The organism is Clostridium sp. FS41 (genome assembly GCF_000954015.1).
Taxonomy (GTDB): Bacteria; Bacillota; Clostridia; order Lachnospirales; family Lachnospiraceae; genus Enterocloster; species Enterocloster citroniae.
Window position 1 is genome coordinate 88,165 of sequence record NZ_JYHN01000090.1, and the last position, 24,277, is coordinate 112,441.

A 24,277-nucleotide genomic window follows, 5' to 3' on the forward strand; every position below is an offset into this window, starting at 1 on the left:
ACTCACTCCTTCTTCCTGCCGCTGCCTGCGCGGTCCGCCATTGCGGCAATGATGTCCGCACATCCTTCGTATCCAAAGGAAGATGTGTTCAGGCATATGTCGTAGTTTTCCATCTTCCCCCACTCCTTTTCAGCAAACATCTTGTAGTATTCTCTTCTCTGCTGGTCTTTTTTTCTTATATAAGTTTCCGTGTTTTTTGCGGGAACATGGTCCGTGGCCCTGATGCGGCTGACCCGTTCCTCCATGGAGGAGGCGTAGATGAAAATATCCAGGGAGGCGCACACTTCCTTAAGCACCGTATCCGCGCACCGTCCCATAAAGATGGCAGGTCCCTCCATGGCCAGTCTGCGGATGGTCTCGCTCACTGCCTCAAACATCTGGTAAGGCTCAAACATCTGGCCATAATTCTGCAGGCTTCCCGCAAACATGGCAATGTCGTGGAGCAGGCTTTTGCTTCGTGTTTCATCCTTTTCCCTGAGTCTGCCCGGGTTCAGCCCAAAGCGCTCTGCGGCCAGCAGCAAAAGTTCCCCATCGTAAAAGGGAATGCCTAACTTCTGGGACAGGATCCGCCCAACTTCCCGGCCGCCGCTTCCGTACTGACGGTCAATGGTAATACAGCTGCGCCGCCTGCCTGTTATCTGATATGCAGTGTTTTTGGCATTCATGGCCGGTCCTCCGTTTCTGCAGGTTCCCCCTCCCGGGATGCTGGGGTTTCACGTTCCTTTTGCTGTCTGAGGACATGGTCCACTTCATCTTCCATGATGCCGGCCAGCTTGTTCCACAGTTCGATCAGTCTGCACACATCATCATGGCCCATGCGCTGGATCATCTGTTTTCTGAGCTGTTCCATATTTTGGGTGGAATCAGCCAGGACCTGCTCCCCCGCGGGGGTGAGGCAGACGTATGTATTCCTCCGGTCCTTCACATTCACGGTTCTGGTGATCAGACCCTTTCCCTCAATGGAATTGAGCATACGGGATACGGCCGAGATTTTAGTGTCCATGCGGTCGGCCAGCTCAGATACATAGATGCCCATGGAATCCGGGTTCTCTTTTACATACCGGCTGATATGGCTCAGGGCAACATACTCGGAATAGATGACCTGCTCAGACAGAACACTTAATTTGATCTTCCGCATCCGCCGTACCACTTTTACTAATTCCGTATGAAGCAGATGTTCGTCCTGTTCATTCAACATGACCTTCCTCCTTTTGATTGGGGTGTACTCCCGGAGTCTCTCCGGCACCCTTCTCTGGGGCTGATTTTCCGCCAGCCGTACACAAATCCGAGTACCAGGGGGTTCCGGGAATATATTGAGAATATTTATCAGTGTTAAATATTTATAGTGTATAATAATAGTCCTGACGGTTGCATTTGTCAACAGTATATGCTGTATTTTTGCAGTTTTATAACAGAGCCTTTTATTACAGAGACGAAAAAGAGGTGTACTGTAATGTCCATAATGTAGTGGACATAATTCCAAAATGCCCCTTCTTAAAATTTCATGGTATGGTTGTTATAATGCAGAGTAGGAGGTAACCAATGAATATTAGGCAGATATCATTTCTTAATATGCTGGTCAGCCACAGCGGGGAATTTTTGCCCATTGATCGTTTTGCGGAGGATTTACAGGTATCCCAAAAGACATTGAGAAGGGACCTGGATCTCATTGAGACTTATCTGAAGGATTTTGGCGCAGGGATAGAGAGAAGGAGCGGTGTGGGGATCAGGCTTTGGATCCAGCCGGACACAAGGGATCAGCTGCGCAACCGGATCTCTTATCTCACCTACGTCAGCCGCAGTTCGGAACGTAAATCCTGGGAAAAGGAGTCCAGGCGCATGGATATTGCGCTGAACCTGCTCCTCTATTCGGATGAGTATACGTCCCTTTCCTCCCTTGCCTATAAATATTACGTGAGCAAGAGCACCATCAACCACGACTTATGCCTGCTGGGAGAGATGCTGGGCCGCTTTTCACTGGACATTACCAGGACTGCAAATGGAACCATCATATCCGGCAGCGAGCGCGGGATCCGCCAGGCCATTGTCTATATCCTATCTTACATCCTGGATCCCGGGATCATCCTTTCCAGGGGCGGTGAGACCGCGGGCGTCAGCTGCAGTCCGGACCCGGATACGCTTGCCACCATACTGGATATATTCAGGGAAGAGGACATCTGCGTTGTAAACCGGCTGCTGTGCGGGGTGGAGGAAGCATACGGGTATAAGTTTGACGACAGTGAGTTTGTAAACGTATCCTTAAACCTTCTGGTTATGGCATACCGGTTGAAAAACGGCTGCACCCTGGAGGGGGAAGGACGCCTCGGTGGGGCGGATTCCTCCGGGACGGGATCAACGGATCCCATGGGAGCCGGGGCAATAGCGGATGAGGTGCAGGACAGGATGTGGGATCAGTATCAGATCCGGCTAACCCCGGCTGAACTGGAGGGGGTCAGGAATATTTTCCTGGTCACTCATCTCTTTGATTCATCAGGCGGCAGCGGGTGCAGCAATGAAGTGTTCCAGCTTTTCAGCGAGGATTTTATTGACGCCTTTACCACCATCACCAACATCAGCCTGCGGGAAAACCCCACCTTTTGTGAAAATGTGATCGCCCATATCAACCTTATGTTAAACCGCCTGTTTCACGGCACGCCGGCCAGCAATCCGCTGATGGAGCTGCTGATCAAGGATTACCAGAGTACCCTGAACGTGTGCAGAATCATCTGCAGTATTCTGGCCCAAAAGTTTCATTTGCCGGAGCTAAGTATAGATGAGATCAGTTTCCTGATGTTGTATATTCTGGGCGAGACTGTAAGGCAAGCGGAGCATGCCAAGGTTCTTTTTGTCACGGGCCTGGCAAAGAGTGTGGCCAATCTGACAAAACTCAGGCTGCAGCAGCATTTCCCTCAATGGATATTTGAGACCTGTACGCCGGACGGATACCCGGGCGTAAAGAAGGGGTCCTATGATTTCTGTATTTCCACAGTGATGCTGGAGGAGGGAAAGGACTGTCTGCCCTATGTGTTTGTATCCCCCATTCTGGAAAGCAGGGATTTCCAGAATATCCAGGAGCTGTTCTGGAAGACAAACGAGAGCGCTTCCATGTACCTGCTGGAGCTGATGCGTATCGTCAATGACCTCCATGATATTGGCTGTACGATTGATTTTAGTACAAAAGCTCTGTCCGGGGGAACGGACTGTCTCATACGGATATCAGCCCTAAAGGGGATCCAATATATTTATTCCATTCATGAACAGGAAGAGAACCATTGCACCTTTGTGCTGGATGAAGACAGCAGGCGCATCATGTACGTATATATCGATATGTGCAATCTGGATTTTATGCTGTTTTCTTCTAAGATCGTATACCTTCTGGACAACTGTCCGGACGAGATTCTTCCTGATTTCATACATTACCTTACGGAAGGAGATACCAATGTTTAAGATTATATTGTTTATGCACGGAAATCTTGCATCGGAGTTCATCAGGGCATCCTCCCTGGTGTTTGGGGAGCAGAAGGACATGGAGGCGTATGGACTGGAGCTGGGATGCGATGTTGACGGGCTGAGGGAACGTATCAGAACCTCCATTGTGGATTCAGCGGACCGGGGACAGGAGGTGCTGGTCCTCACCGACCTTATGAACGGAACTCCCTTTAATTCCATGATGCAGCTGGAAGAGGAGTGCTCATTCCGGCATTTTACAGGGGTAAACTTTCCGCTGCTGCTGGAGGTTTTAAACCGGCGGATGTCCCAGGACCTGGCTTCTGCCATTGTGGGGCTGGATGAGGTGGCCAGAAGGAGTATCTATGACTGTGATGCATTTTTAAGCCAGATCGCACTTTAATTTATATGATGCTGAAAGGAGAAGGAGTTTAATGAAACATATTTTAGTCACAAGGATTGATGACCGTCTGATCCACGGCCAGGTGGTGACGGCGTGGATCAAACAGTATCCCATTAACAAGATCCTGATCATTGACAATGAACTGTCTAGGAACAAGCTGATGGGGCGGATCTATAAGGCGGCAGCGCCGGTGGGCATTGAGGTGGTGATCATGGATCAGGAAATGGCGGAGGGATTTTTAAAGGAAGATCCAGGGCCGAAGGAAAATCTTATGATACTGGTAAAGGTTCCCCAGGTGCTGGAAAAACTCATAGGGAGCGGAATCAGCATAGACAAGATCATATTGGGCGGCATGGGGGCAAAACCGGGCAGAAAGACATTTAATAAAAATGTGTCCGCCAATGAGGAGGAGACGGGGTGCTTTAAACGGATTATTGAGGGCGGTGTGGAAATCTATTACCAGCTGGTCCCCAATGATAAAGAGGTAAATATCAGAAAAATGCTGTCATGATGGGAACAAAGGGAAGGAAAGACGAAAGGAGAAGAGAATGAACGAATACCCGGATTACTTAAAGTCCTTTTCCAGGGCGGAGTATGGGGCGCATATACAAAAGCTGCAGCAGGAGATGGGGGCATCAGGAATAGACATGCTGCTGCTGTCCTCACCGGAAAACATTTTTTACGCAACCGGTTACCGGTCCTGGTACACTTCCAGCCTGTTCCGCCCGGTCCTGGTCTTTGTGCCAAGGGTGGGGGAACCGGCCATATCCCTGCGGATTCTGGAAAAGTCCACGGTGGAAAATATAAGCTGGTGTCCCAATATCTATGCGGCAGGCACGAAGAGCAGGAATCTGGGACCCCTCAATTCAGAGGGACCGGCGGACGCAATGAAAAAGTTCCTGGGAGAACTGGGATATGAGGTAAAGACCGTGGGACTGGAGGCAGGGGACGGCCAGCATTATGTCTGGTCCCTGACCATTCTGAAGGAGCTGACGGATACGTTTCCCCACCTTATATTTACGGACGGCACTGCGGCGATCCAGGGGGCGCGCATGATCAAGACGCCATGGGAAATCGACCGGATCCGGACCGCAGGGTGGGTGACGGAAACAGCCATTGTGGAGACATTCCGCCAGATCAGGCCGGGTATCACCACGGAAAAGGACATTGCCAGGGGGATCGCCAGCAGAATGACGGCAGGGGGAGTGGATAAAATATCGTACCTTACAGTCAACTCGGGCAGGGACAAATACCATACCTTTAACAGCTATGCCACGGACCGGATCGTGGACCACAAGGACATTGTGCTGGTAGATATCAGCGGTCATATTGACGGCTATGCATCGGACCTGACAAGAGTCATGTACCTGGGCCATACACCGCCGGAGCAGTATGTCCGGATGGCTGAGACCGCAAGAAACTGCGTCCATGCCGGATTTGACATGCTAAGGCCCGGAGTAAAGGTGTGGGAGATCAACCAGGCGATCGAGGGGTATCTCAGAGGATCCAGATACGGAAGTAACGTGGTACATTCCAGCGGACATTCCACCGGCCTTAATGTGACTGAGTATCCTAATATTAGTGATGACTGCCATGAGACGGTCCGGGCAGGCATGGTGTTTGCCCTTGAGAACGGGGTTTACCCCTATGATCTGGAAAAGGGGGCAGGGACCATATGGATCTCCTTCCGCATGGAGGATGAGGCACTGGTGACTGAAAATGGGGCGGAGTGGCTCTCTGGACCGGGGAAGGCACTTTATACAATGGGGGATTTTTGCTAAAACTGACAAAAGAAGGAGGTTACGAGTATGATCATTATCAAAGCGTTATTGCTGGCAATTGCAGCAAACCTGGCAAGCGGCAGGGTGTGGAGCCCGGTCACATGGCCCTTCTGTTACCCGCTTATCAACGGCACCGTGGTTGGTTTTATTCTGGGGGATCCGCTTCTGGGACTGATGGCAGGCGCCACCATTAACCTGGCGTACATAGGGTGGATATCCGCCGGAGGGACCATGCCCTCCAATATCGGCATAGCTGGTGTGTACGGAACAGCCATTACCATACTGGCTAAGGCAACGCCGGAACTGGCCATAACCCTGGCCATACCCATCGGTCTGCTGGGCGTTCTCTTGTGGAACCTGCAGATGACCCTTAACGTATTCTGGGTCCATCGTCTGGACGCCAATGCCGAGAAGGGGGAGATAAACAAAATATTCTTTAACGCGTGGCTGTTTCCGCAGCTGACCGCCCTGGTGGTCAACGGCACGCCGGCATTTATCCTGATGTTCCTTGGCGGAGAGTTCTTTAACCGTCTGTTAAACCAGATTCCCCAGGCATTTGTCAACGCCCTGAGCGTTACCGGCAATCTTCTTCCTGCCCTGGGTGTCGCAATGCTCTTAAACTATCTGGGAAAGAAAAAAATGATCCCGTTTTTTGTGATCGGTTTTTTCCTGACCACGTTTCTGGACCTGGGTATCATGGCTATCGCCATTCTGGGCGGGTGTGTGGCTGTAATCGTATACTATGCATCTACTGAAAAGGCAGCTGAGGAGTACGAGGATATTCCCGAGGAGGAACCCAAGACAGAACTGAAGATCCGCCTTAGAAAGTCAGATTTGATAAAGCACTGGCTCATTGGCCTTGGGGCAGAGGTGGGGTATAATTATGAGAGAATGCAGGCGTCCGGCAACGTGCTGGCCATGCTGCCTGTGATCCGGCGGCTGTACACGGACCCGGAGGATATAAAGGCTGCCCTGAAACGGTATCTGGTATTCTTTAACACTGAGCCGTCTTTTATCGGCAATATCATTCCCGGCATCTGCGCCTCCCTTGAGGAGGAGCGGGCAAACGGAGCCGACATTTCGGATGAGATGATCAACGGCTTAAGGACAGGTCTTATGGGCCCCCTGGCCGGTGTGGGCGACAGCCTTGCAGGAGGCATTATCTATCCCATTGCAGTATCCCTTGGATGCGCACTGGCCCTGAAAGGTGAATTTTCCGGCCCGATCCTGTTCTTTGTGATCTTTACCGGAATCATGCTGGTGCTGGGATACAATCTGTATAACATGGGGTATAAACAGGGAAGCAAATCGGTTATGAATATTCTGGGCGAAGGTTCCGGTTCCATTACACGGCTTACGGATGCATTCGGCATTCTGGGCTTAATGGTGATCGGTGCAATGGGCGCCCAGAAGGTTCTGGTCTACATCCCATTGCAGATCACAGTGGGGCAGACAACGGTTATTTTCCAGGATGTCCTCAATGGTCTCCTGCCAAATATGCTGCCCTTTGGCCTGATTATTGGCACATGGATGCTGCTTAAGAAAAAGGTTTCGCCCATCATGGTGGTGCTGATCCTGATGCTGGTGGGGATCGTGGGATATTATATCGGTATCCTGGGACTTGCGGCCTGATGACTGGCGGGGAGTAGAAATTAAAACCGGGAGTATAAAACCGGGAGTATAAAACCGGGAATATAAAACCGGGGATGCCAGATTGTACGGCGTCCCCGGTTTTGTAACATTTTAATTTGATTATATCTTCTGCTTACTCTCCAAACACTGCCTTATAGTCAGCCTGGAACTTGGCAATGCCCTGGTCGGTCAGAGGATGCTTGGTCATCTGAGCCAGTACGCTGTAAGGAACCGTTGCAATGTCAGCCCCTGCCTTTGCGCAGTCGATCACATGAATAGGATTGCGGACGCTGGCAGCAATGATCTCTGTCTCAATGTTGTGCATCTGGAAGATCTCAGTGATATCATAAATCAGGTCAATACCAGGCATGGAAATGTCATCCAGACGTCCCAGGAAAGGAGATACGTAGGAAGCGCCTGCCCTTGCAGCCAGCAGGGCCTGTGCAGCGGTAAATACCAGGGTCACATTGGTCTTTATGCCCTCAGCGTTCAGAACCTTGACAGCCTTTAATCCTTCAATGGTCATGGGGATCTTAACAACCATGTTGGGATGGATGGCAGCGATCTCCCGTCCTTCTTTGATCATGCCTTCTGCGTCAACTGTGGTAGCCTTAACCTCGCCGCTGATGGGGCCGTCCACGATCGAGGTGATCTCTTTGATGACCTCTGCGAAATCCCTGCCCTCTTTTGCGATCAGGGACGGATTGGTGGTAACGCCGCAGATAATGCCCATATCATTGGCTTTTTTGATGTCTTCTACATTGGCTGTGTCAACAAAAAATTTCATAGTAAATACCCTCCTGAATGATCCCGGACAGGTTTTCCTGCCCTCACCTTTATATTTTCTAAGTGTATTATATCGCATATACCCACAATGTCAAGCAAAATATTGCAAAAAAATGCGTTAATATGCGATTTTAACAGAAGAGAAACGGAAAAATAGAAAATAACACTTTGAAAAACGCAGAAATAACGCAAAGTTCGGCAAACAGATGCGTTATATCTATATAAAGTCCAATCCCTTATTCTTATAATCCACAGCCATCTCCCCCGAGACATCATTGTCCGTGATCAAGGTGGTGAAGGCTTCGATCCCGCACACATGGTATCTGGATACGGTGTTCAGCTTAATGGGATTGACCAGGGCGATCACGCGCCTGGATGTCTCGATCAGCTGGCGCTTGATGCTGACCTCATCCGGGTAAGGAATGGTCATGCCGTACTCGGGATGGATGGCGTACACACCCATAAAACACAGGTCCGGATGGTAGAGGGACGCCTGGCTGGCAGCTGTTTCGCCCACATTGGTCATGGATTCCTTCAGGAGATTCCCGCCCAGGACGATCACATTCACCTGCTCTTTCATGGAACAGGCATGAGCAATGGAGTAGCTGTTGGTGAGCACGGTTAGTTTCAGGCCGTTGGGGATGTTCTTGGCAAACTGGAGGTTGGTGCTGCTGCCGTCAATGGCCACCAGCTGGTCCTGCTCCAGAAAGCCCAGGGCTTTTGACACCAGACGCTGCTTCAGCTCAATGTCCGTGGTCTCCCGGTCAAAGAAATTGATCACCGGACGCTCCATGGGGATGGCGCCTCCAAATACGCGCTTTACCTGTCCCTTCTGATCCAGATCCAGCAGGTCCCTGCGGATGGTATCCTCGGATACACCCAGCTCCACGGCCAGACGGCTGACCACCACCTTGCCGGAGGAGTGGAGCTTGTTTAGTATCAATGCTTGACGTTCTTCTTTTAACATATTATCTATTCCTTTCCAGCAAAATATTGCAGAAATGCGCAAAAAAAAGCTGTTTCCAGTACTATTATACTGAAAACAGCCGCAACCTTCAATAGACAATCTCATAAAACAGGCATTGAAAACAGCCTGGAACCTGCGATGGAGTTTGCATTGCAGGGGTTTACAGTATTCTGGGAAACAAGTATAATGTAGTGGTAAAAGGACCAGGGCAAAACCGTGGGTCCCCTTGTCCGCTGAGGGTAAGTAAAAGGCAGAGATAGAAAAGAGGTAATAAGATGAAGAAATTGGAAGATTATGTGAGAAGCATACCGGATTTTCCGGAGCCGGGAATCATTTTCAGGGATGTGACCAGTATCCTTCAGGATGCGGATGGGCTGCATCTGGCAGTGGACAGCCTGATCCATATGGTGGAGGACCTGGACTATGATGTGGTAATTGGGCCGGAGTCCAGGGGATTTATCTTCGGGGTACCGGTAGCTTATGCACAGCATAAGAGCTTTGTGCCTGTGCGCAAACAGGGTAAGCTTCCCTGCGAGACCATTTCCATGGATTATGAACTGGAGTACGGAACCGCCACCATCGAGATCCACAAGGATGCCATCAAGCCTGGCCAGAGAGTGGTGATCGTGGATGACCTTATAGCCACGGGAGGCACCACTGAGGCGATCATAAAGCTGATCGAACAGCTGGGGGGCGTGGTTGTGAAGATCTGCTTTGTAATGGAACTTGCCGGACTGAACGGGCGGGAGCACCTGAAAGGTTATGATGTGGATTCCGCTATTATATATGAAGGAAAATAGATCAGTGTATGCGGATATCTGCAGATAATCTAAAAAGCCTTTCCCGTTTAAGTGGGAAGGCTTTTTTCGTGTGCCGTTTTTTTGCTGCCGCCCGGGCCAATAGTTTATAAAAGAACGGACAGATCCACCTGACTGTCATTTAAGGTCTGTTCAATGACGCTTTTCTTTTGAAGAAGTGTCTTTAAGATCAGTTCTTCCTTCCGGCTGGTGAAACGGAAGGCCGGGGTGCTGATACTCAAAGACGCGATCACCGCCCCATTCCGGCAGATGGGAACCGCCCGGCACTGCACATCCAGGTAGCTTTCCTCATCGTCACAGGCAAATCCCTTGTGTTTTACATCTGACAGCTCTTTCATCAATACATTAAAGTTTGTTATGGTCTTAGGCGTCAGGGGCTTTAAGCCTTCGGGATACAGCTGCTCTATCTCATCAATGGAATACTGGATCAGCATACATTTGCCAAGGGCCGTGGCATAGGCAGGAAATGTGGTTCCGATGGAGGACACCATCCGTATTTTCTCAGTGGAATCCGCTTTTAACAGATAGTTGACATTGGGACCGTCCAGGGTTGCAAAGTAGCAGGTTTCGGAACAGATGGAAACAATGTCATCCATGACCCGGCGGACATATTTCAGGATATCAAATTTTTCCAGGTATTCGTTTCCGATTTTGTACAGGGCGGATCCAAGGGCATAGGTGTGGGATGCGGGATCGTATATAATAAATTTCCTGGCAAGCAGGGTGTATATAATGGGATTCATGCTTGTCTTGGGCGCATCCAGATGCTGGCAGATTTCTGTAAGCGTGGCAGGCTGTTTCCTGGAAGCGAGGTATTCTAAAACCTCTAAAGCGCGGTTAACGGCATTATGTATGTTCATGGCAGGCTCCCTTTCGCAATATGTTTTCTATTATTTCTTCTCAATTATAACGCATATACGCTATCTTTTACAAGATGAAGTTTTAAATGAAATCATTACATGGACCATATTAACTTATATAAAGCTGGATAACGTATATAAGTTAATATGAATAGATAAAATACAAAAAATTATCTGATCTGTAGATTTTTATTTGGTATATTTACAAAAAAATCAGGGTGTGCTATCATCAATATAGGTCCTAAATAGATTCTATATAACGTATATACGTCAATAAGAAACAATGGTAAAAAGGAGAAGGCATAAAATGAAAATTATGAAAACCATCAATAAGATTCCAGCAGGACTGATGATAGTCCCTCTCTTTATGGGAATTTTAATCAACACCTTTTGCCCCCGGGTTTTGCAGATCGGGTCGTTTACTACAGCCACATTTTCCAATGCCGGTGCGGCTTCGTTTATGGGAGTGCAGCTGCTTGGCATTGGCACCATGTTAAAATTCAGGGATATGCCCCAGGTTTTAAAAAGAGGAGGCGTACTGCTCCTGTCCAAGTTTTTGGCGGGCGTGGTGATCGGCTTGACCATCAATGCCATATTTGGCGACAAGGGACTGTTTGGACTGACAGCATTGGCATTGATCAGCGCTATCACAAACAGTAACGGCAGTGTTTACACGGCCCTTATGACAACCTATGGTGACAAAACAGACTGTGCCGCAGTAAGTATGCTGACCTTTAACGATGGCCCCTTCCTGACCCTGGTTGCCTTGGGAGCTTCCGGTCTGGCAAACATTCCCCTGATGTCGCTGGTGGCCGTGCTGGTTCCCCTGGTGGTGGGCATGATCCTGGGCAATCTGGATGAGGACTGCAACAAGTTTTTTGCACCTCTTGTGGGTTTGATGGTTCCTTTTGTGGGATTGACATTGGGCGGATCCATTAATCTGATGAATATTGTAAAGGGCGGGCTTCCCGGTATCATCCTAGGGCTCCTTGCCATGTGTATCGCCGGTCCATTTACCGTATTCTGCGACCGTAAGATTTCCAAACGCAGCGGTTATGCCGGGCTGGCGGTTTCCACCATTGCAGGCAATTCCATTGCCACCCCGGCAGCGGTCGCGCTTATTGATCCGGCCTGGCAGCCCTATGTGGCCGAGGCAACCACGCAGATTGCGGCGGCGGTGGTGGTAACGGCCATTGTGATCCCCATTGCAACCAGCGCCTGGATCAAGCGGTTTGGAAGTCCCAAGAATCCGGTGAATGGACATGCCGGTGAAGTATGGTAAAATAGGAGACAGACAGGGGTAAACAGGAGACAGATAAATGAGAGGAGAAAAGACATGTATAATGCGTTAATTGTTGAAAAAAACGATGATGTGGCCGTGGTACTGGAGGCCATCCATGTGGGGGACAAGGTTACATACCGGTATGGTGATGAGGAACGCAGTGTGGTATCTCTCAGCGAAGTTCCGGTCTATCACAAGGTGGCGGTGCGCGATATCAAAAGGGGGGACCATATTCTCAAGTACGGCGAGAAATTGGGAGTTGCGACCCAGGATATTAAGCTGGGCGAACATGTGCATGTACAGAACCTGGACAGTGAACGGGAAGACTTATAAGCAGGAGGAGAAAGATCATGAAAGATACATTTTACGGATATAAAAGGCCGGACGGCAGAGTGGGGATCAGGAACAATGTACTGATCCTGCCGGCCAGCATCTGCGCATCGGATGTGTGCCGTATGGTAAGTGATGCGGTTCCGGGAACCGTATCCTTTAACAATCAGAATGGGTGTTCCCAGACAGAGAAGGATTTTAAGTATACGTTGGACGTGCTGGCTGGATTTGCGGCAAATCCCAACATCTACGCCACGGTAGTCATTTCTCTGGGATGTGAGGTGGCGCAGATGGATATTGTGGTGGAGGCCATTGAAAAGCTGACCAATAAGCCCATGAAAACCCTGATCATCCAGAAAGAGGGCGGAACCATCAAAACCATGGAAAAGGCGGTCCGCTACGCGCGTGAATTTGTGATCGAGGCCTCCATGCTGACCAGGGAGGAAGCCCCCATCTCAGCGCTGCGCATCGGGACAAACTGCGGCGGGTCTGATCCCACCTCCGGACTGGCGGCCAACCCGGTGGTGGGCGGGGTCAGCGATATGCTGGCAGAGCGCCGGGCAGTGTCTGTTCTCTGCGAAACCACGGAGCTGATCGGCGCAGAGCATATCCTGGCAGCCCGTGCAAAGGACGAGACGGTGAAAAACAGGATCTATGAGATCATCAACCGCTATGAGGAGAGCATCCGGATCGTTGGTGAGGACATGCGGGGAGGGCAGCCCTGTGAGGGTAATAAGCGCAGCGGCATCACCACTATTGAGGAGAAGACTCTGGGCTGTATCCACAAGGGCGGCCACAGCACCATTATGGAAGTGATCGACTATGCCCAGGAACCCACACAAAAGGGCCTTGTGATCATGGACACGCCTGGAAATGACGCTGCTTCCGTGGCGGGACTGGCAGCCGGAGGATGTCAGATGGTCCTGTTTACAACCGGCATGGGAACTCCCACAGGAAATCCCATTGCCCCCGTATACCGCCTTACGGGCAATAAATTCACCTTTGCCAATATGGAGGACAATATTGACTTTGACGCCAGCGGCGTATTATCCGGAACAGCAACCATTGAGGAGCTTTCCATAGAACTGTTTGAGGAGATGTTAAATGTGGCAAACGGCAAGCTGACCAAATCCGAAAGCCTTGGCTTTAAAGAGATTGCCATTATGCGGGCATGTAATTACTTATAAATATGTGATTGGAGCAATGAAAGAAGGGTACAGGATATGATAAACAGATTTTTGGAAAAAACAAGGGCCGGGGAACTTACGGTGGGGACCTTTTTTGAGATGGGCCATGCAGCGGTGGGGGAAGTGATCGGCCAGACTGAGCTGGATTACTTTATTATCGACTGCGAACACGGTCCCTATGATATCGAAAGCGCAGGGGATGTGATCCGTGCCGCGGAGGGCGTCAGCGGGGGGAAGGTAACCCCCTTTGCCAGGAGCAGGGACAGTGGGAGGGCTTCCATTCTAAAATTGCTGGATATTGGCGCAAAGGGGATCATCATTCCCCATGTGCAGTCCCTGGAGGAAGCAAAAAAGATTGTGGAATACGGAAAATATTTTCCTGTAGGAGACCGTGGCGTGGCTGTGAGCCGTTCTGTAAAATACGGCCTGGGCCATGAGACGGACCAGGGTACAAAGGCCTGGTTTGAGGAGTGCAATGAGAAAGAACTCCTGATACCCCAGTGCGAGACAGTGGGATGCCTGGATCAGATCGAGGAGATCATGGCGCTGGATGGGATTGACGGAATTTTTGTGGGTCCCTATGATCTGAGCGCGTCCATGGGGATCCCGGCGGAATTTGACAGTCCAAGGTTTTTAGAAGCCATTAAAAGGATCATTAGGGCGGTAAAGGCAGCAGGAAAATTCGGGATCATATATGTGGATGATGAGACAACAGCTGCCCAGAGGTATGCACTGGGGTATAACAGCGTTACCATACAGCTGGATTCCACGGTTTATTTCAGAGCCCTGAATAAGATGGCGGATGAAGTCCGTAAGGCTGTAAGGTTATGAGGACATTTCCGGCCTGGATAAAATACGTACGTGAAGCAGGTCTGCCAACCACCCTTTCAGAGGAAAATGCAGACGAAGGCCGGTTGGAGGAACTGGCAGCTAAATGCACCATGGACGGACCGGTTGGAGGTCTGGAAAAGCTTGGAAAGGAAGATGTGGTACGTATCCTCAACCTTGCCCGTTAGAAGAATACTAAGTGTCACATAAGAAACAGCCGGGAGCTGCCAGTAAAATGCTGGTCAGCTCCCGGCTGTCCTTTGATAACTCCCCCTCCCGGCGGGATTATACCGGGCATGTATGGCGGGTCCGGGCACTGACCTCCAAGGCGGACCGAAGGTTTTTTTTCGTGCCCAAGGGGTGAAAAAAAGCCCGGATAATTCCTTGAACAAAGTATCTGTCCGTAGTACAATAGTAATATTATTATAATGACGAAACGGTAAAGGAGTATGCCGAATGGGACAAAAGAGGGCTGTATTCATAGCGGCGGCATGTGCATTATCAATTTCCATGGTGCTGGGGGCATGTTCAAAGGAAACGGCAGCGGATCGTGAGCCGGCTGTCCAGGAGGAGAATATGAAGCTGGTATTCTGGCATTATTATAATGATGCCCAGAAGAAGTATCTGGACCAGCTGATACAGGAATACAATGATACGGAAGGAGCAAAACGCCATGTGACCGTGGAGGCATACAGCCAGGGCTCTATCGGAGACTTGACCAACAAGATAGATCTGGTGCTCAACGGCTCCACCAATGATGTGGAGATGGCTAACATGTCCCTGGCTTACAGGGATATGGTAGTGGGCGTGGTGCATAATAACAATGAAAAGCTGGTGGATGTGGGAGAATATCTTACAGAGGATGAACTGGCCCGGTATAACCAGGCATACCTGGAAGAGGGATATATCGGGGACCGTCTTTATATCCTTCCCCTGGCAAAGTCCACGGAGCTGCTGCTCATGAACCAGACCCGTCTGGATGAATTTTTAGAGGCCAATCCCCAATATTCTGTTTCAGGCATGGCCGACTGGGACAGCCTGGAGGAGATGGCGGAGGGATATTACAAATGGACCGATGACATGACCCCTGACCAGGAAGGAGACGGAAGCCCCTTTATCGGACTGGATAACCTTGCCAATTATTTTATTGCCATGAACCATGCCATGGGTTCCGACATTTACCACTACGACCAGGAGGGAAAACTGGTCATAGACCTGGAAGAGGAGTATGTCAAGCGCCTGTTCCTCAACTACTATATACCGTTTACCAAGGGGTATTACGGGGCCAGCGGCAAGTACAGGAGCGATGACCTGAAGCAGTCCATACTTGCGGGATACATTGGCTCCTCTTCCAGCGTGCTCTATTTCCCGGATGAGGTGGCGGATGCCAATGAAGACATGGTGCCCATTGAGATGGGAGTATATAAATATCCGGTACTGTCCGGCTGCAGGGAAACCGCCATCCAGCAGGGAGCCGGTGTGGTTGTCTTTAACCGGAGCGGGGAAGAGAACAGGGCCAGCATGGATTTTATCCGCTGGCTGACAGTGGACAGGGGGTTTGAACTGGCCTCATCCATGTCTTATATGCCGGTCAGTGATGAGCCTATCACCCAGGAACAGAAGGACCTGGTGGAAAGTCCTAAGGTTTTAAAGGGTCTTGAGGCGGGACTTGAACAGAGCAATACTTACCAGATGGTATATGGTTTTGATTTTGAGAATTCCTATGATGTGAGGACGGAGCTGAACGACTGCCTGAGCATTGCGCTCAGCCAGGGGCGCCAGGAGTTTCTGGATCTTGTAAACGGGGGAATGACCCCGGAGGAAGCCGCAGAGTCCATGGATTACGATGGAAAAGCTGAACTGTTCTATGAACAGGTGAGGGAAATTTTTGGCCAGTAATATCCGGTAATGCGGTTGCCTGTCGGAATGGAGATTCGTCCTATGAAAAAACGTTTGTTAAGCAACAGGGTGAGGAATGCCATCCTTATGGCGATCCTGCTGCAAAGCATCATATTTGGGATCGGTTTGGTGATAACCGGGACGTTCTCCGGTACAGCCAACCGTCCTTATAAGGTTATGGAGTCCCAGGTGGCTGAAAAGAATTCCCTTTTATCCAGTTACATGAATAATGTGCTTCTTCTGGCAAACACCATGGAGAAGGAGCTGGCCAAGATGACGGACGAGGTAGAGATCCAGAACAGGCTTGTGGATAACCTGAACCATGCGTCCTCATCGGACGGTATTTTCTACATTGACCTGGACGGCAGGGAAGCCCTGGTCCTGCATGACGGGGAGCCGGACATCTATTCATCCACCTATGGGGATATCAGCTGTACCATCGGCCGTACCCAGAGCAGTTATCCCATTGCCCTTTCCAAGGACTGGCGCCCAAAACTCACGGATCAGGAGTGGGGGATGGTGGAGCAGTTCTGGGAAAATAAAGGAAATGGCGGCACCTGGTTTTTTACCAGCGAGCGCCTGTACTATGTGCTGAGCCAGGAGTCCAGCAGGGGCAGAAGGATCATGGGTCTGGAGATCAGCAGCGACATGCTGGATTCCTGCCTTAAACTGGATAATCCGCCCTATCAGGGGATGACCATGCTGCTGCTGTCGGATGAGTCGGTCCGCTTCAGCCTGGATCAGACCTTTGAAGGGACCGGATACGATCTTGAAGAAAAGACAGGGTATATATCCCTGACCAATAATGGAGTTGGCTATGACGGCGTGCGCAGTGCCCTTCAGACCTACGGGTATATGTACGGCGGGGCTGTCTATGTGGCTGCCGTGTGCCACCATTCGGAGCTGACAGCCCTGTCCCAGTCCACCATTCTCATGGTGGCGGGCGTGTACCTTCTGTCCATTTTTATAGCCATTATTTTTTCCTATATTGCCATATATATGGTGCTTAAGCCCATACAGCGGCTTCAGGAGGATATCGCCTGCCAGAAGCCGGAGGAGGTCCATTTCAGGGAAAGCGGTATTGTGGAGATTGACAGGATCCATCAGGCCCTGAACGACATGGCTGATAAACTGGAGCAGAGTTATTCCAGGTATTCCTTTACCATGGAATCAGCAGGGGATAATGTGGGCAGCTTTGAATACCAGGAGAAAGGGGGAAGGGTCAAGGTAAGCCCTTCTGTCAGGATCCTTTTGGGCATCCCGGCGGACAGCAGGGAGCCGGTGAATGAGATAGACTATGACAAGTGGAGCCGCATTCTCGGCGGCTTGGAACAGATCGAGGAACTGGAGGACGGGTATGCCTTTACTGACATTTACGGTGACAGGCGGGCTGTGACCATCCGCCAGCGCAGGGAGGAGCACGGCGTATTTGGCCTGGTAATCGATAAGACAGATGCCTATAATGAGATCGTGCGTCTCAGGAACATTTCCCAGCACGATCAGCTTACCGGACTTTATAATTCCTCCTACCTGAAAAAGGAAGGACAGAAGATACTGGATGAAAATGCAAACCGGGTAAATGCCCTGGTATTCTGTGACCTGGACAATTTAAAGTATATCAATGACAACTTTGGCCACGAGATGGGAGACCGTTACCTGAAGGCCATGGCCGATCTTTTGACCTCCATGACCCAGGGGGAGCAGTGTATTGCGGTCCGTCTGTCCGGTGACGAGTTCGTACTGTTTTTCTACGGATATGACAACAGGGATGTCATTGAGCAGAAAGTGCGGGATGGATACGCGGGCCGGCCTTCCCTGAGGCTTCCTGACGGTACGGACCACAGGATCAACGCTTCCATTGGGCTTGCCTATGCCCAGAGGGAGACGGAGAGCATGGACGGCCTGCTAAACCGTGCCGACCGCGCCATGTACCGGGTAAAACATGGTGAGAAAAACGGTATAGCGATATATGACAAGTCAGATGAGGCGGGGCCGGCATAGGCCCCGTCAAGCTTTTTTCTATACTCCCCTTGCTTTTTTGCATAAAAAAAATTATAATGTATTTTGACTATCCATAGGAAAAGGTGACCGCAGATATGGCAAATGAGGGAACAAAAGAAAAACTGGATATCGAATTGGAAGCTCCGGCTGACTTTACAAGTCCTGAGGAGCTGTACCTGGATCTGATCAAAACCATCCGTAAATACCACCCGTCCGATGATATAACAATGATTCAAAAGGCATATAAGATTGCAGACGAAGCCCATAAGGAACAGAGGCGCAAGTCAGGCGAACCTTATATCATCCATCCGCTTTGCGTGGCCATTATACTGGCCGACCTGGAGATGGACAAAGAAACCATTGCTGCCGGGCTTCTTCATGATGTGGTTGAGGATACGATCATGACCCTGGATCAGCTGACCAAGGAGTTTGGTTCAGAGGTTTCATTTTTGGTGGACGGCGTTACAAAGCTGACACAGCTGAACTGGGACAAGGACAAGGTGGAGATCCAGGCAGATAATCTGCGCAAGATGTTCCTGGCCATGGCTAAGGATATCCGTGTGATTATAATCAAACTGGCCGACCGGCTGCACAATATGCGCACCGGACAGTACTGGAAGCCGGAAAAGCAGAAGGAAAAGGCCAGGGAGACCATGGAGATCTATGCCCCCATTGCCGACCGTCTGGGTATTTCCAAGATTAAGATTGAGCTGGATGACCTGTCACTTAAGTTCCTTAAGCCGGAGGTGTATTATGATCTGGTGGAGAAGGTGGACCTGCGCAAGGATGCCAGGGAGACCTTTGTACAGGAGATTGTGGATGAAGTAAAGAGCCATATGAAGGAAGCTGGCGTGGAAGCCACGGTAGGCGGAAGGGTCAAGCATTTCTTTAGTATTTATAAGAAGATGGTGAACCAGAATAAAACTCTGGATCAGATATATGATCTGTTTGCAGTGAGGATCATGGTGGAGACAGTGAAGGACTGTTACGCGGCCCTTGGCGTGATCCACGAAATGTATAAGCCCATACCGGGCCGTTTTAAAGACTATATAGCCATGCCCAAGCAGAATATGTACCAATCGCTGCACACCACCCTGATCGGGGGCAACGGGCAGCCCTTTGAGATACAGATCCGCACCTATGAGATGCACAGGACTGCGGAGTACGGTATTGCAGCGCACTGGAAGTACAAGGAGAGCGGCAGCGGACAGGTGCAGGCCGGCAGCGAGGAGGCAAAGCTCAGCTGGCTGCGCCAGATCCTGGAGTGGCAGCGGGATACGGACGACTCCAAGGAGTTTCTGAGCATGGTCAAGGGAGATCTGGATCTGTTCTCAGACAGCGTGTACTGCTTTACCCCGTCAGGTGATGTGAAGACACTTCCCAGCGGCTCCACCCCCATCGATTTTGCATACTGTATACATAGTGCAGTGGGGAATAAGATGGTGGGAGCCAGGGTGAACGGAAAGCTGGTACCCATTGAATATGTGATCCAGAACGGCGACCAGCTGGAAATCATCACGTCCCAGAATTCCAAGGGACCCAGCCGTGACTGGCTGAACATTGTTAAGAGCACCCAGGCCAAGAACAAGATCAACCAGTGGTTTAAGAACCAGATGAAGGAAGATAACATTGTCAGGGGCCGGGACGCCATTGAGCGTTATTGTAAGACAAAGGGTATTAACTGGTCGGATATCAGCAAACCGGAATTCATGGAAAAGGTAATGAATCGGTATGCATTTAAGGACTGGGAATCCGTTCTGGCATCCATTGGACATGGCGGCATGAAAGAGGGCCAGGTCATCAACAAGATGATGGAGGAACGGGAAAAGAAGATCAAACGCGAGATCACGGATGAGGATGTGCTTAAGGGGATCGCGGACACGGCTGGAAGGTCCGGCGAGGCCACGGTGCGAAAGTCCAAAAGCGGCATCGTGGTCAAGGGGATCCATGACTTGGCCGTGCGTTTTTCCAAGTGCTGTAATCCCGTGCCCGGGGATGAGATCGTGGGTTTTGTCACCAGGGGACGGGGCGTGTCTATCCACCGCACGGACTGCATCAATATCATCAACCTGCCTGAGGATGAGCGGGGCCGGCTGATTGATGCTGAGTGGCAGGGGGCGGAAGGGGCTACCTGCAATGAGCAGTATTCCACTGAGATCAAGATCTTTGCCAACAACAGGATCGGTATGTTTGCGGACATTTCCAAGGTGTTTACCGAGAAGCAGATCGACATTACTTCCATGAATGTGAGGACCAGCAAACAAGGTAAGGCAACCATTATCATGACATTTGATATACACGGTACCGAGGAATTGAACAGGCTTACAGACAAGATACGCCAGATCGAGGGCGTTCTGGATATTGAGAGGACCACGGGCTAGGGTGTGGATGAATATTCATCCGGCCCGGGGAGCCGGTGCCAATTCGCCGAGGCGGATGGAAGCTAGGCAGATTGAAGCCAGGAGGAGAGGGGTAAGGATATGAGTGATATGCGGGTTAAGACATGTGTGCTGGGAGCAGTGAGCACCAATTGCTACCTGGTTTACAATGAGGGCACCAAAAAAGCCGTGATCGTGGACCCGGCGGATAATGCCCAGTTTATCCTGAACAAATGTAATGAGCTGGGGATCACCCCGGAAGCCATTCTTCTGACCCATGGGCATTTTGACCATATCATGGCTGCGGAGGATGTGCGCCGTTCATTTCATATTAAGATTTACGCCTCTGAGACAGAGGACGCAATGCTGTCCGATTCCGGCCTGAACCTTTCAGGGGGATGGGCGGGAAAGCAGACCAGTTTCCATGCAGACGTGCTCCTTAAGGATGGGGATGAGCTGGAACTCATCGGTTTCCGGTGGAAGGTGATCGAGACTCCGGGCCATACCACTGGCTCTGTGTGCTATTATGTGCCGGAGGAAGAAGTGGTGTTTTCAGGTGACACCCTGTTTTGCGAATCCTATGGGCGGACGGATCTGCCTACAGGAAGCAGCAGCCAGATGGTGTCCTCCCTTCTGGATAAGGTCTTTGCGCTGCCGGATGATACCATGGCATATCCGGGGCATGGGGACACCACCACCATTGGGTATGAGAAAAAGAACAATCCCATTGCATTTTACAGATAACGAAAGCAGGACTGATATGATTGGATTATTAATACAGGATAACGCATATGAACAGGACATCAGAGAACTTCTGATGTCCTTTTATCCGGGGGAACTATATGCCCATGAATTAAAGGATGATCTGGAATTTTATGTGGAGACAGCGCTGGGGGATGGGACGATCTCCGTCATCATATGGGAAAAGGATGGAGAAAAGGAAGCTGGCAGTGACGGCAGCGGGGATATCACCTGGAAACCGGTCATGAGCCGTACCGGGACATCGGACCTGTCCGATCATCTGGTCACTAAAAATGTGGTGAAAAAGATGTTTTACCAGATGCTGGTGGAGCGCACGAAAAAAGAACTTCCCTGGGGATCCCTGACCGGTATCCGTCCCACTAAGATCGCCCTTACAAGGCTGGAGGAGGGCTGGAGGGAACAGGATATCCGCTCCTTTATGAAGGAGACTTATATGGCCAGTGATGAGAAGATCGACCTAAGTATTGAGATCGCTGCCAGGGAAAAAAAGCTGTTGGAACCCCTTGACTACGATCGGGGGTACAGTCTGTACGTGGGAATCCCTTTCTGTCCCACCACCTGTCTGTACTGTTCCTTCACCTCATTCCCCATCAGCAAGTGGACAGGGCGTACTGGTCTTTATCTGGAAGCCCTGTTTAAGGAACTGGAGTACACGGCAAAGAAAATGCAGGGCAGGCCCCTGGATACCATCTATTTTGGGGGAGGCACCCCTACAGCCCTTCCGGCAGAGGATATAGATGCAATATTATGTAAACTTGAGCAGCTGTTTGATAAGGAACATGCCCTGGAATTTACAGTGGAAGCAGGGCGCCCCGACAGTATTACGGAGGAAAAGCTGAAGGTACTGCGGGATCACGGCATTACCCGTATCTCCATCAATCCCCAGACCATGAACCAGAAGACGCTGGAGCTGATCGGACGCCGCCATTCCGTGGAAATGGTGAAAGAGCGGTTCATCATGGCCAGGGAGCTGGGATTTGACAATATTAATATGGATCTGATCATGGGCCTTCCTGAGGAGGACCTGGATGATGTGCGCTACACCCTGGAGGAAGTCAGGAAGCTGGCTCCGGACTCCCTGACGGTCCATTCCCTGGCCATTAAGCGGGCAGCCCGTCTTCACATGTTCAAAGAACAGTATGAGGGCCTGAAGATCAGCAACACGCCTGAGATGATCGATCTAAGCGCCGCCTGTGCCAGGGAGATGGGTATGGAACCGTATTACCTTTACCGCCAGAAGAACATGGCCGGCAATTTTGAGAACGTGGGCTACTCCCTTCCCGGGAAGGCATGCATATACAATATCCTTATCATGGAGGAGATGCAGACCATTGTTGCCTGCGGCGCCGGCACCACCACAAAGGTGGTATTCCCCTCGGAGAACAGGCGGGAACGGTGTGAGAACGTGAAGGAAGTGGAGCAGTATATAAGCAGGATTGATGAGATGATAGAGCGGAAGGAACGGATCCTGGATCCTTTTACATCCAGATAGTCCGGAACAGATGAGAAATTCCGCCTGTGTGGCCCTGCTTTGCGAGAGATCCATGGGTGGATTTAAACTGAAAAAAATTTTGATGACTGAGGAGGTACTTCCCGTATGGGGAGTGCCTTTTTGTTTTTTTCAGGATAATGGTCTGAGGTAATGGCCTGAGGTATCAGTTTGAGATATCAGCCTCCAATTTGCGATGATTTGGTGTTATCTATTCAATTTTGGACAAGATAAGTATAAAATATGTAATTACAAATTATGAATAGGAGGAATTATATGGAGGGAAATGTAATTGCAAGAAGTGACCTGACGGAGTTTAAAAATTATCTTCGTGACAGGGAGCGATCTGTGAGGACCATTGATAAGTACTGCAGGGATGTCGCTGCCTTTATGGGCTATGCCGGCGCCAGCCAATGCGTTACAAAGGAAGTGGTAATAGGCTATAAGAGACATTTGCAGGAGACATATAAAATAACCAGCGCCAATTCCATGCTGGCCGCGCTGAACTGCTTTTTTCATTTTAAGGGCTGGGACGATTGCAGAGTGGGTCTGTTTAAGGTACAGAGACAGCTGATGGGCAGCGAGGACCGCAAACTTACAAAGGAGGAATACAAAAGGCTGATCAAGGCGGCCTGGAGCAGTGAGAACAAACGGCTGGCCATGATCATGGAGACCATAGGAAATACGGGAATACGCGTAAGCGAGCTTTCTTTTATCACGGTAGAGTCACTGTATACCGGCCGGGTGGAAATATACAATAAAGGAAAATGCCGGACGATCTTTATCATAAAGGAGCTGCGCCGCCTGCTTTTGGAGTATTGCAGGGAACGGAATTTGTCGTCAGGCCCTGTATTTGTGACCTCAGGAGGAATGCAGATGAACAGAAGCAATATATGGTCGGAGATGAAGAAGCTTTGTACCAAGGCAGGGATTCCCAGACAGAAGGTATTTCCCCACAATTTAAGGCATTTGTTTGCCTACACCTATTATGGGATCGATAAGGATCTGGTACACCTGGCAGATATACTGGGGCATTCCAATGTTGAGACCACACGCATTTATACGGTTTCTACCGGGGAAGAACAGGAAGCAGTGATGAAGAAAATGAAAATGATCATTTGATGGATAAAACGACATAATACATATTATGTTTTACAAATACATAAAAACAGCGTATTATCTGTAACAATAAGCTGGTTTCCATGAATTTATTATATCACAAAACCGTGAGCAGGCAATATTTTTTTAAGGGAACCATCCAGACTCCTCTTGGGATCTCCCTGCAGAACCCTGCAGAACCGCGTAGAACCATGTAATGCTTGCCCAATGCCATGCAACACCATACAAAATACATGGTATGGGCAGCGTTATGTGGAAAGGGCCGGGGCCAAAAGGTGATAAAAAATACGACATAATATGTATTATGT

The 24,277-nt window shown here is 50.1% G+C and carries 23 protein-coding genes; 18 read left to right on the forward strand and 5 right to left on the reverse strand.

Annotated elements, in window-relative coordinates:
• Positions 1-2: 2 nt before the first annotated feature.
• Both CLFS41_RS27100 and CLFS41_RS27105 read right to left on the reverse strand, forming a co-directional pair.
• The gene (locus CLFS41_RS27100) at positions 3-665 is read right to left on the reverse strand and encodes a cytidylate kinase-like family protein (protein WP_045094136.1); all 663 of its coding nucleotides are present in this window, start codon (positions 663-665) and stop codon (positions 3-5) included.
• Positions 662-1,198 (reverse strand): MarR family transcriptional regulator, encoded by a 537-nt coding sequence (locus CLFS41_RS27105; RefSeq protein WP_052665903.1) that lies wholly within the window; start codon positions 1,196-1,198, stop codon positions 662-664. Before CLFS41_RS27105 ends, CLFS41_RS27100 begins: the two co-directional genes overlap by 4 nt.
• Before the next feature lie 344 nt (positions 1,199-1,542).
• Between CLFS41_RS27105 and CLFS41_RS27110 the strand changes: the two genes are divergently transcribed.
• From CLFS41_RS27110 to CLFS41_RS27130, 5 genes are read left to right on the forward strand one after another with little or no spacing between them, the layout of a single operon-like run.
• Positions 1,543-3,447, forward strand: a complete 1,905-nt coding sequence (locus CLFS41_RS27110; RefSeq protein WP_007862237.1) for a PRD domain-containing protein — start codon at positions 1,543-1,545, stop codon at positions 3,445-3,447.
• A complete protein-coding gene (locus tag CLFS41_RS27115; protein WP_007862234.1) occupies positions 3,440-3,850 on the forward strand; it encodes a PTS mannose transporter subunit IIAB in 411 nt (136 codons plus the stop codon). Before CLFS41_RS27110 ends, CLFS41_RS27115 begins: the two co-directional genes overlap by 8 nt.
• 31 nt (positions 3,851-3,881) lie before the next feature.
• The gene (locus CLFS41_RS27120) at positions 3,882-4,361 is read left to right on the forward strand and encodes a PTS sugar transporter subunit IIB (protein ID WP_045094137.1); all 480 of its coding nucleotides are present in this window, start codon (positions 3,882-3,884) and stop codon (positions 4,359-4,361) included.
• A gap of 37 nt (positions 4,362-4,398) precedes the next feature.
• On the forward strand, positions 4,399-5,631 hold the full coding sequence (locus tag CLFS41_RS27125; RefSeq protein WP_007862232.1) for a Xaa-Pro peptidase family protein: 1,233 nt from the start codon (positions 4,399-4,401) through the stop codon (positions 5,629-5,631).
• Positions 5,632-5,658: 27 nt separating this feature from the next.
• Positions 5,659-7,263: a PTS system mannose/fructose/sorbose family transporter subunit IID gene (locus CLFS41_RS27130; RefSeq protein WP_007862231.1), complete on the forward strand. Its 1,605-nt coding sequence runs from the start codon at positions 5,659-5,661 to the stop codon at positions 7,261-7,263.
• Positions 7,264-7,396: 133 nt separating this feature from the next.
• Here CLFS41_RS27130 and fsa read toward each other — a convergent pair whose 3' ends face one another.
• Positions 7,397-8,050: a fructose-6-phosphate aldolase gene (fsa, locus tag CLFS41_RS27135; RefSeq protein ID WP_007862230.1), complete on the reverse strand. Its 654-nt coding sequence runs from the start codon at positions 8,048-8,050 to the stop codon at positions 7,397-7,399.
• Between the two features lie 216 nt (positions 8,051-8,266).
• Positions 8,267-9,016, reverse strand: a complete 750-nt coding sequence (locus tag CLFS41_RS27140) for a DeoR/GlpR family DNA-binding transcription regulator (RefSeq protein WP_007862229.1) — start codon at positions 9,014-9,016, stop codon at positions 8,267-8,269.
• A 275-nt stretch (positions 9,017-9,291) separates the two neighbouring features.
• On the opposite strand from CLFS41_RS27140, the gene CLFS41_RS27145 reads away from it, so the two are divergent.
• Positions 9,292-9,816 carry an adenine phosphoribosyltransferase gene (locus tag CLFS41_RS27145; RefSeq protein ID WP_045094138.1) on the forward strand — a complete coding sequence of 175 codons (525 nt, stop codon included), beginning with the start codon at positions 9,292-9,294 and terminating at the stop codon, positions 9,814-9,816.
• 104 nt (positions 9,817-9,920) lie between these two features.
• On the opposite strand, the gene CLFS41_RS27150 is transcribed toward CLFS41_RS27145, so the two are convergent.
• Positions 9,921-10,694, reverse strand: a complete 774-nt coding sequence (locus CLFS41_RS27150) for an IclR family transcriptional regulator (protein ID WP_007862227.1) — start codon at positions 10,692-10,694, stop codon at positions 9,921-9,923.
• A gap of 307 nt (positions 10,695-11,001) precedes the next feature.
• On the opposite strand from CLFS41_RS27150, the gene CLFS41_RS27155 reads away from it, so the two are divergent.
• The 12 genes from CLFS41_RS27155 to CLFS41_RS27205 all read left to right on the forward strand — a co-directional run bounded on the left by CLFS41_RS27155 (position 11,002) and on the right by CLFS41_RS27205 (position 23,972).
• Positions 11,002-11,976, forward strand: a complete 975-nt coding sequence (locus CLFS41_RS27155) for a 2-keto-3-deoxygluconate permease (RefSeq protein ID WP_007862225.1) — start codon at positions 11,002-11,004, stop codon at positions 11,974-11,976.
• A gap of 54 nt (positions 11,977-12,030) precedes the next feature.
• Entirely contained in the window at positions 12,031-12,309 is a 279-nt protein-coding gene (locus CLFS41_RS27160; RefSeq protein ID WP_007862223.1) for a UxaA family hydrolase, read from the forward strand.
• 17 nt (positions 12,310-12,326) lie between these two features.
• Positions 12,327-13,493 carry a UxaA family hydrolase gene (locus CLFS41_RS27165; protein ID WP_007862221.1) on the forward strand — a complete coding sequence of 389 codons (1,167 nt, stop codon included), beginning with the start codon at positions 12,327-12,329 and terminating at the stop codon, positions 13,491-13,493.
• A 36-nt stretch (positions 13,494-13,529) separates the two neighbouring features.
• Entirely contained in the window at positions 13,530-14,324 is a 795-nt protein-coding gene (locus CLFS41_RS27170; RefSeq protein WP_007862220.1) for an aldolase/citrate lyase family protein, read from the forward strand.
• Positions 14,321-14,509 carry a hypothetical protein gene (locus tag CLFS41_RS27175; protein WP_045094139.1) on the forward strand — a complete coding sequence of 63 codons (189 nt, stop codon included), beginning with the start codon at positions 14,321-14,323 and terminating at the stop codon, positions 14,507-14,509. Before CLFS41_RS27170 ends, CLFS41_RS27175 begins: the two co-directional genes overlap by 4 nt.
• A gap of 11 nt (positions 14,510-14,520) precedes the next feature.
• Positions 14,521-14,685, forward strand: a complete 165-nt coding sequence (locus CLFS41_RS30215) for a hypothetical protein (RefSeq protein WP_157140289.1) — start codon at positions 14,521-14,523, stop codon at positions 14,683-14,685.
• 92 nt (positions 14,686-14,777) lie between these two features.
• Positions 14,778-16,220 carry an extracellular solute-binding protein gene (locus CLFS41_RS27180; RefSeq protein WP_007862215.1) on the forward strand — a complete coding sequence of 481 codons (1,443 nt, stop codon included), beginning with the start codon at positions 14,778-14,780 and terminating at the stop codon, positions 16,218-16,220.
• Positions 16,221-16,262: 42 nt separating this feature from the next.
• Positions 16,263-18,221, forward strand: a complete 1,959-nt coding sequence (locus CLFS41_RS27185) for a GGDEF domain-containing protein (RefSeq protein ID WP_045094140.1) — start codon at positions 16,263-16,265, stop codon at positions 18,219-18,221.
• Positions 18,222-18,316: 95 nt separating this feature from the next.
• Positions 18,317-20,602 carry a bifunctional (p)ppGpp synthetase/guanosine-3',5'-bis(diphosphate) 3'-pyrophosphohydrolase gene (locus CLFS41_RS27190; protein WP_045094141.1) on the forward strand — a complete coding sequence of 762 codons (2,286 nt, stop codon included), beginning with the start codon at positions 18,317-18,319 and terminating at the stop codon, positions 20,600-20,602.
• 99 nt (positions 20,603-20,701) lie between these two features.
• The gene (locus tag CLFS41_RS27195; RefSeq protein WP_045094142.1) at positions 20,702-21,343 is read left to right on the forward strand and encodes an MBL fold metallo-hydrolase; all 642 of its coding nucleotides are present in this window, start codon (positions 20,702-20,704) and stop codon (positions 21,341-21,343) included.
• Between the two features lie 16 nt (positions 21,344-21,359).
• The gene (gene hemZ / locus CLFS41_RS27200; protein ID WP_045094143.1) at positions 21,360-22,853 is read left to right on the forward strand and encodes a coproporphyrinogen dehydrogenase HemZ; all 1,494 of its coding nucleotides are present in this window, start codon (positions 21,360-21,362) and stop codon (positions 22,851-22,853) included.
• Between the two features lie 273 nt (positions 22,854-23,126).
• Positions 23,127-23,972, forward strand: coding sequence for a tyrosine-type recombinase/integrase (locus tag CLFS41_RS27205; protein WP_007862209.1), 846 nt, complete (start codon positions 23,127-23,129; stop codon positions 23,970-23,972).
• Positions 23,973-24,277: the final 305 nt, after the last annotated feature.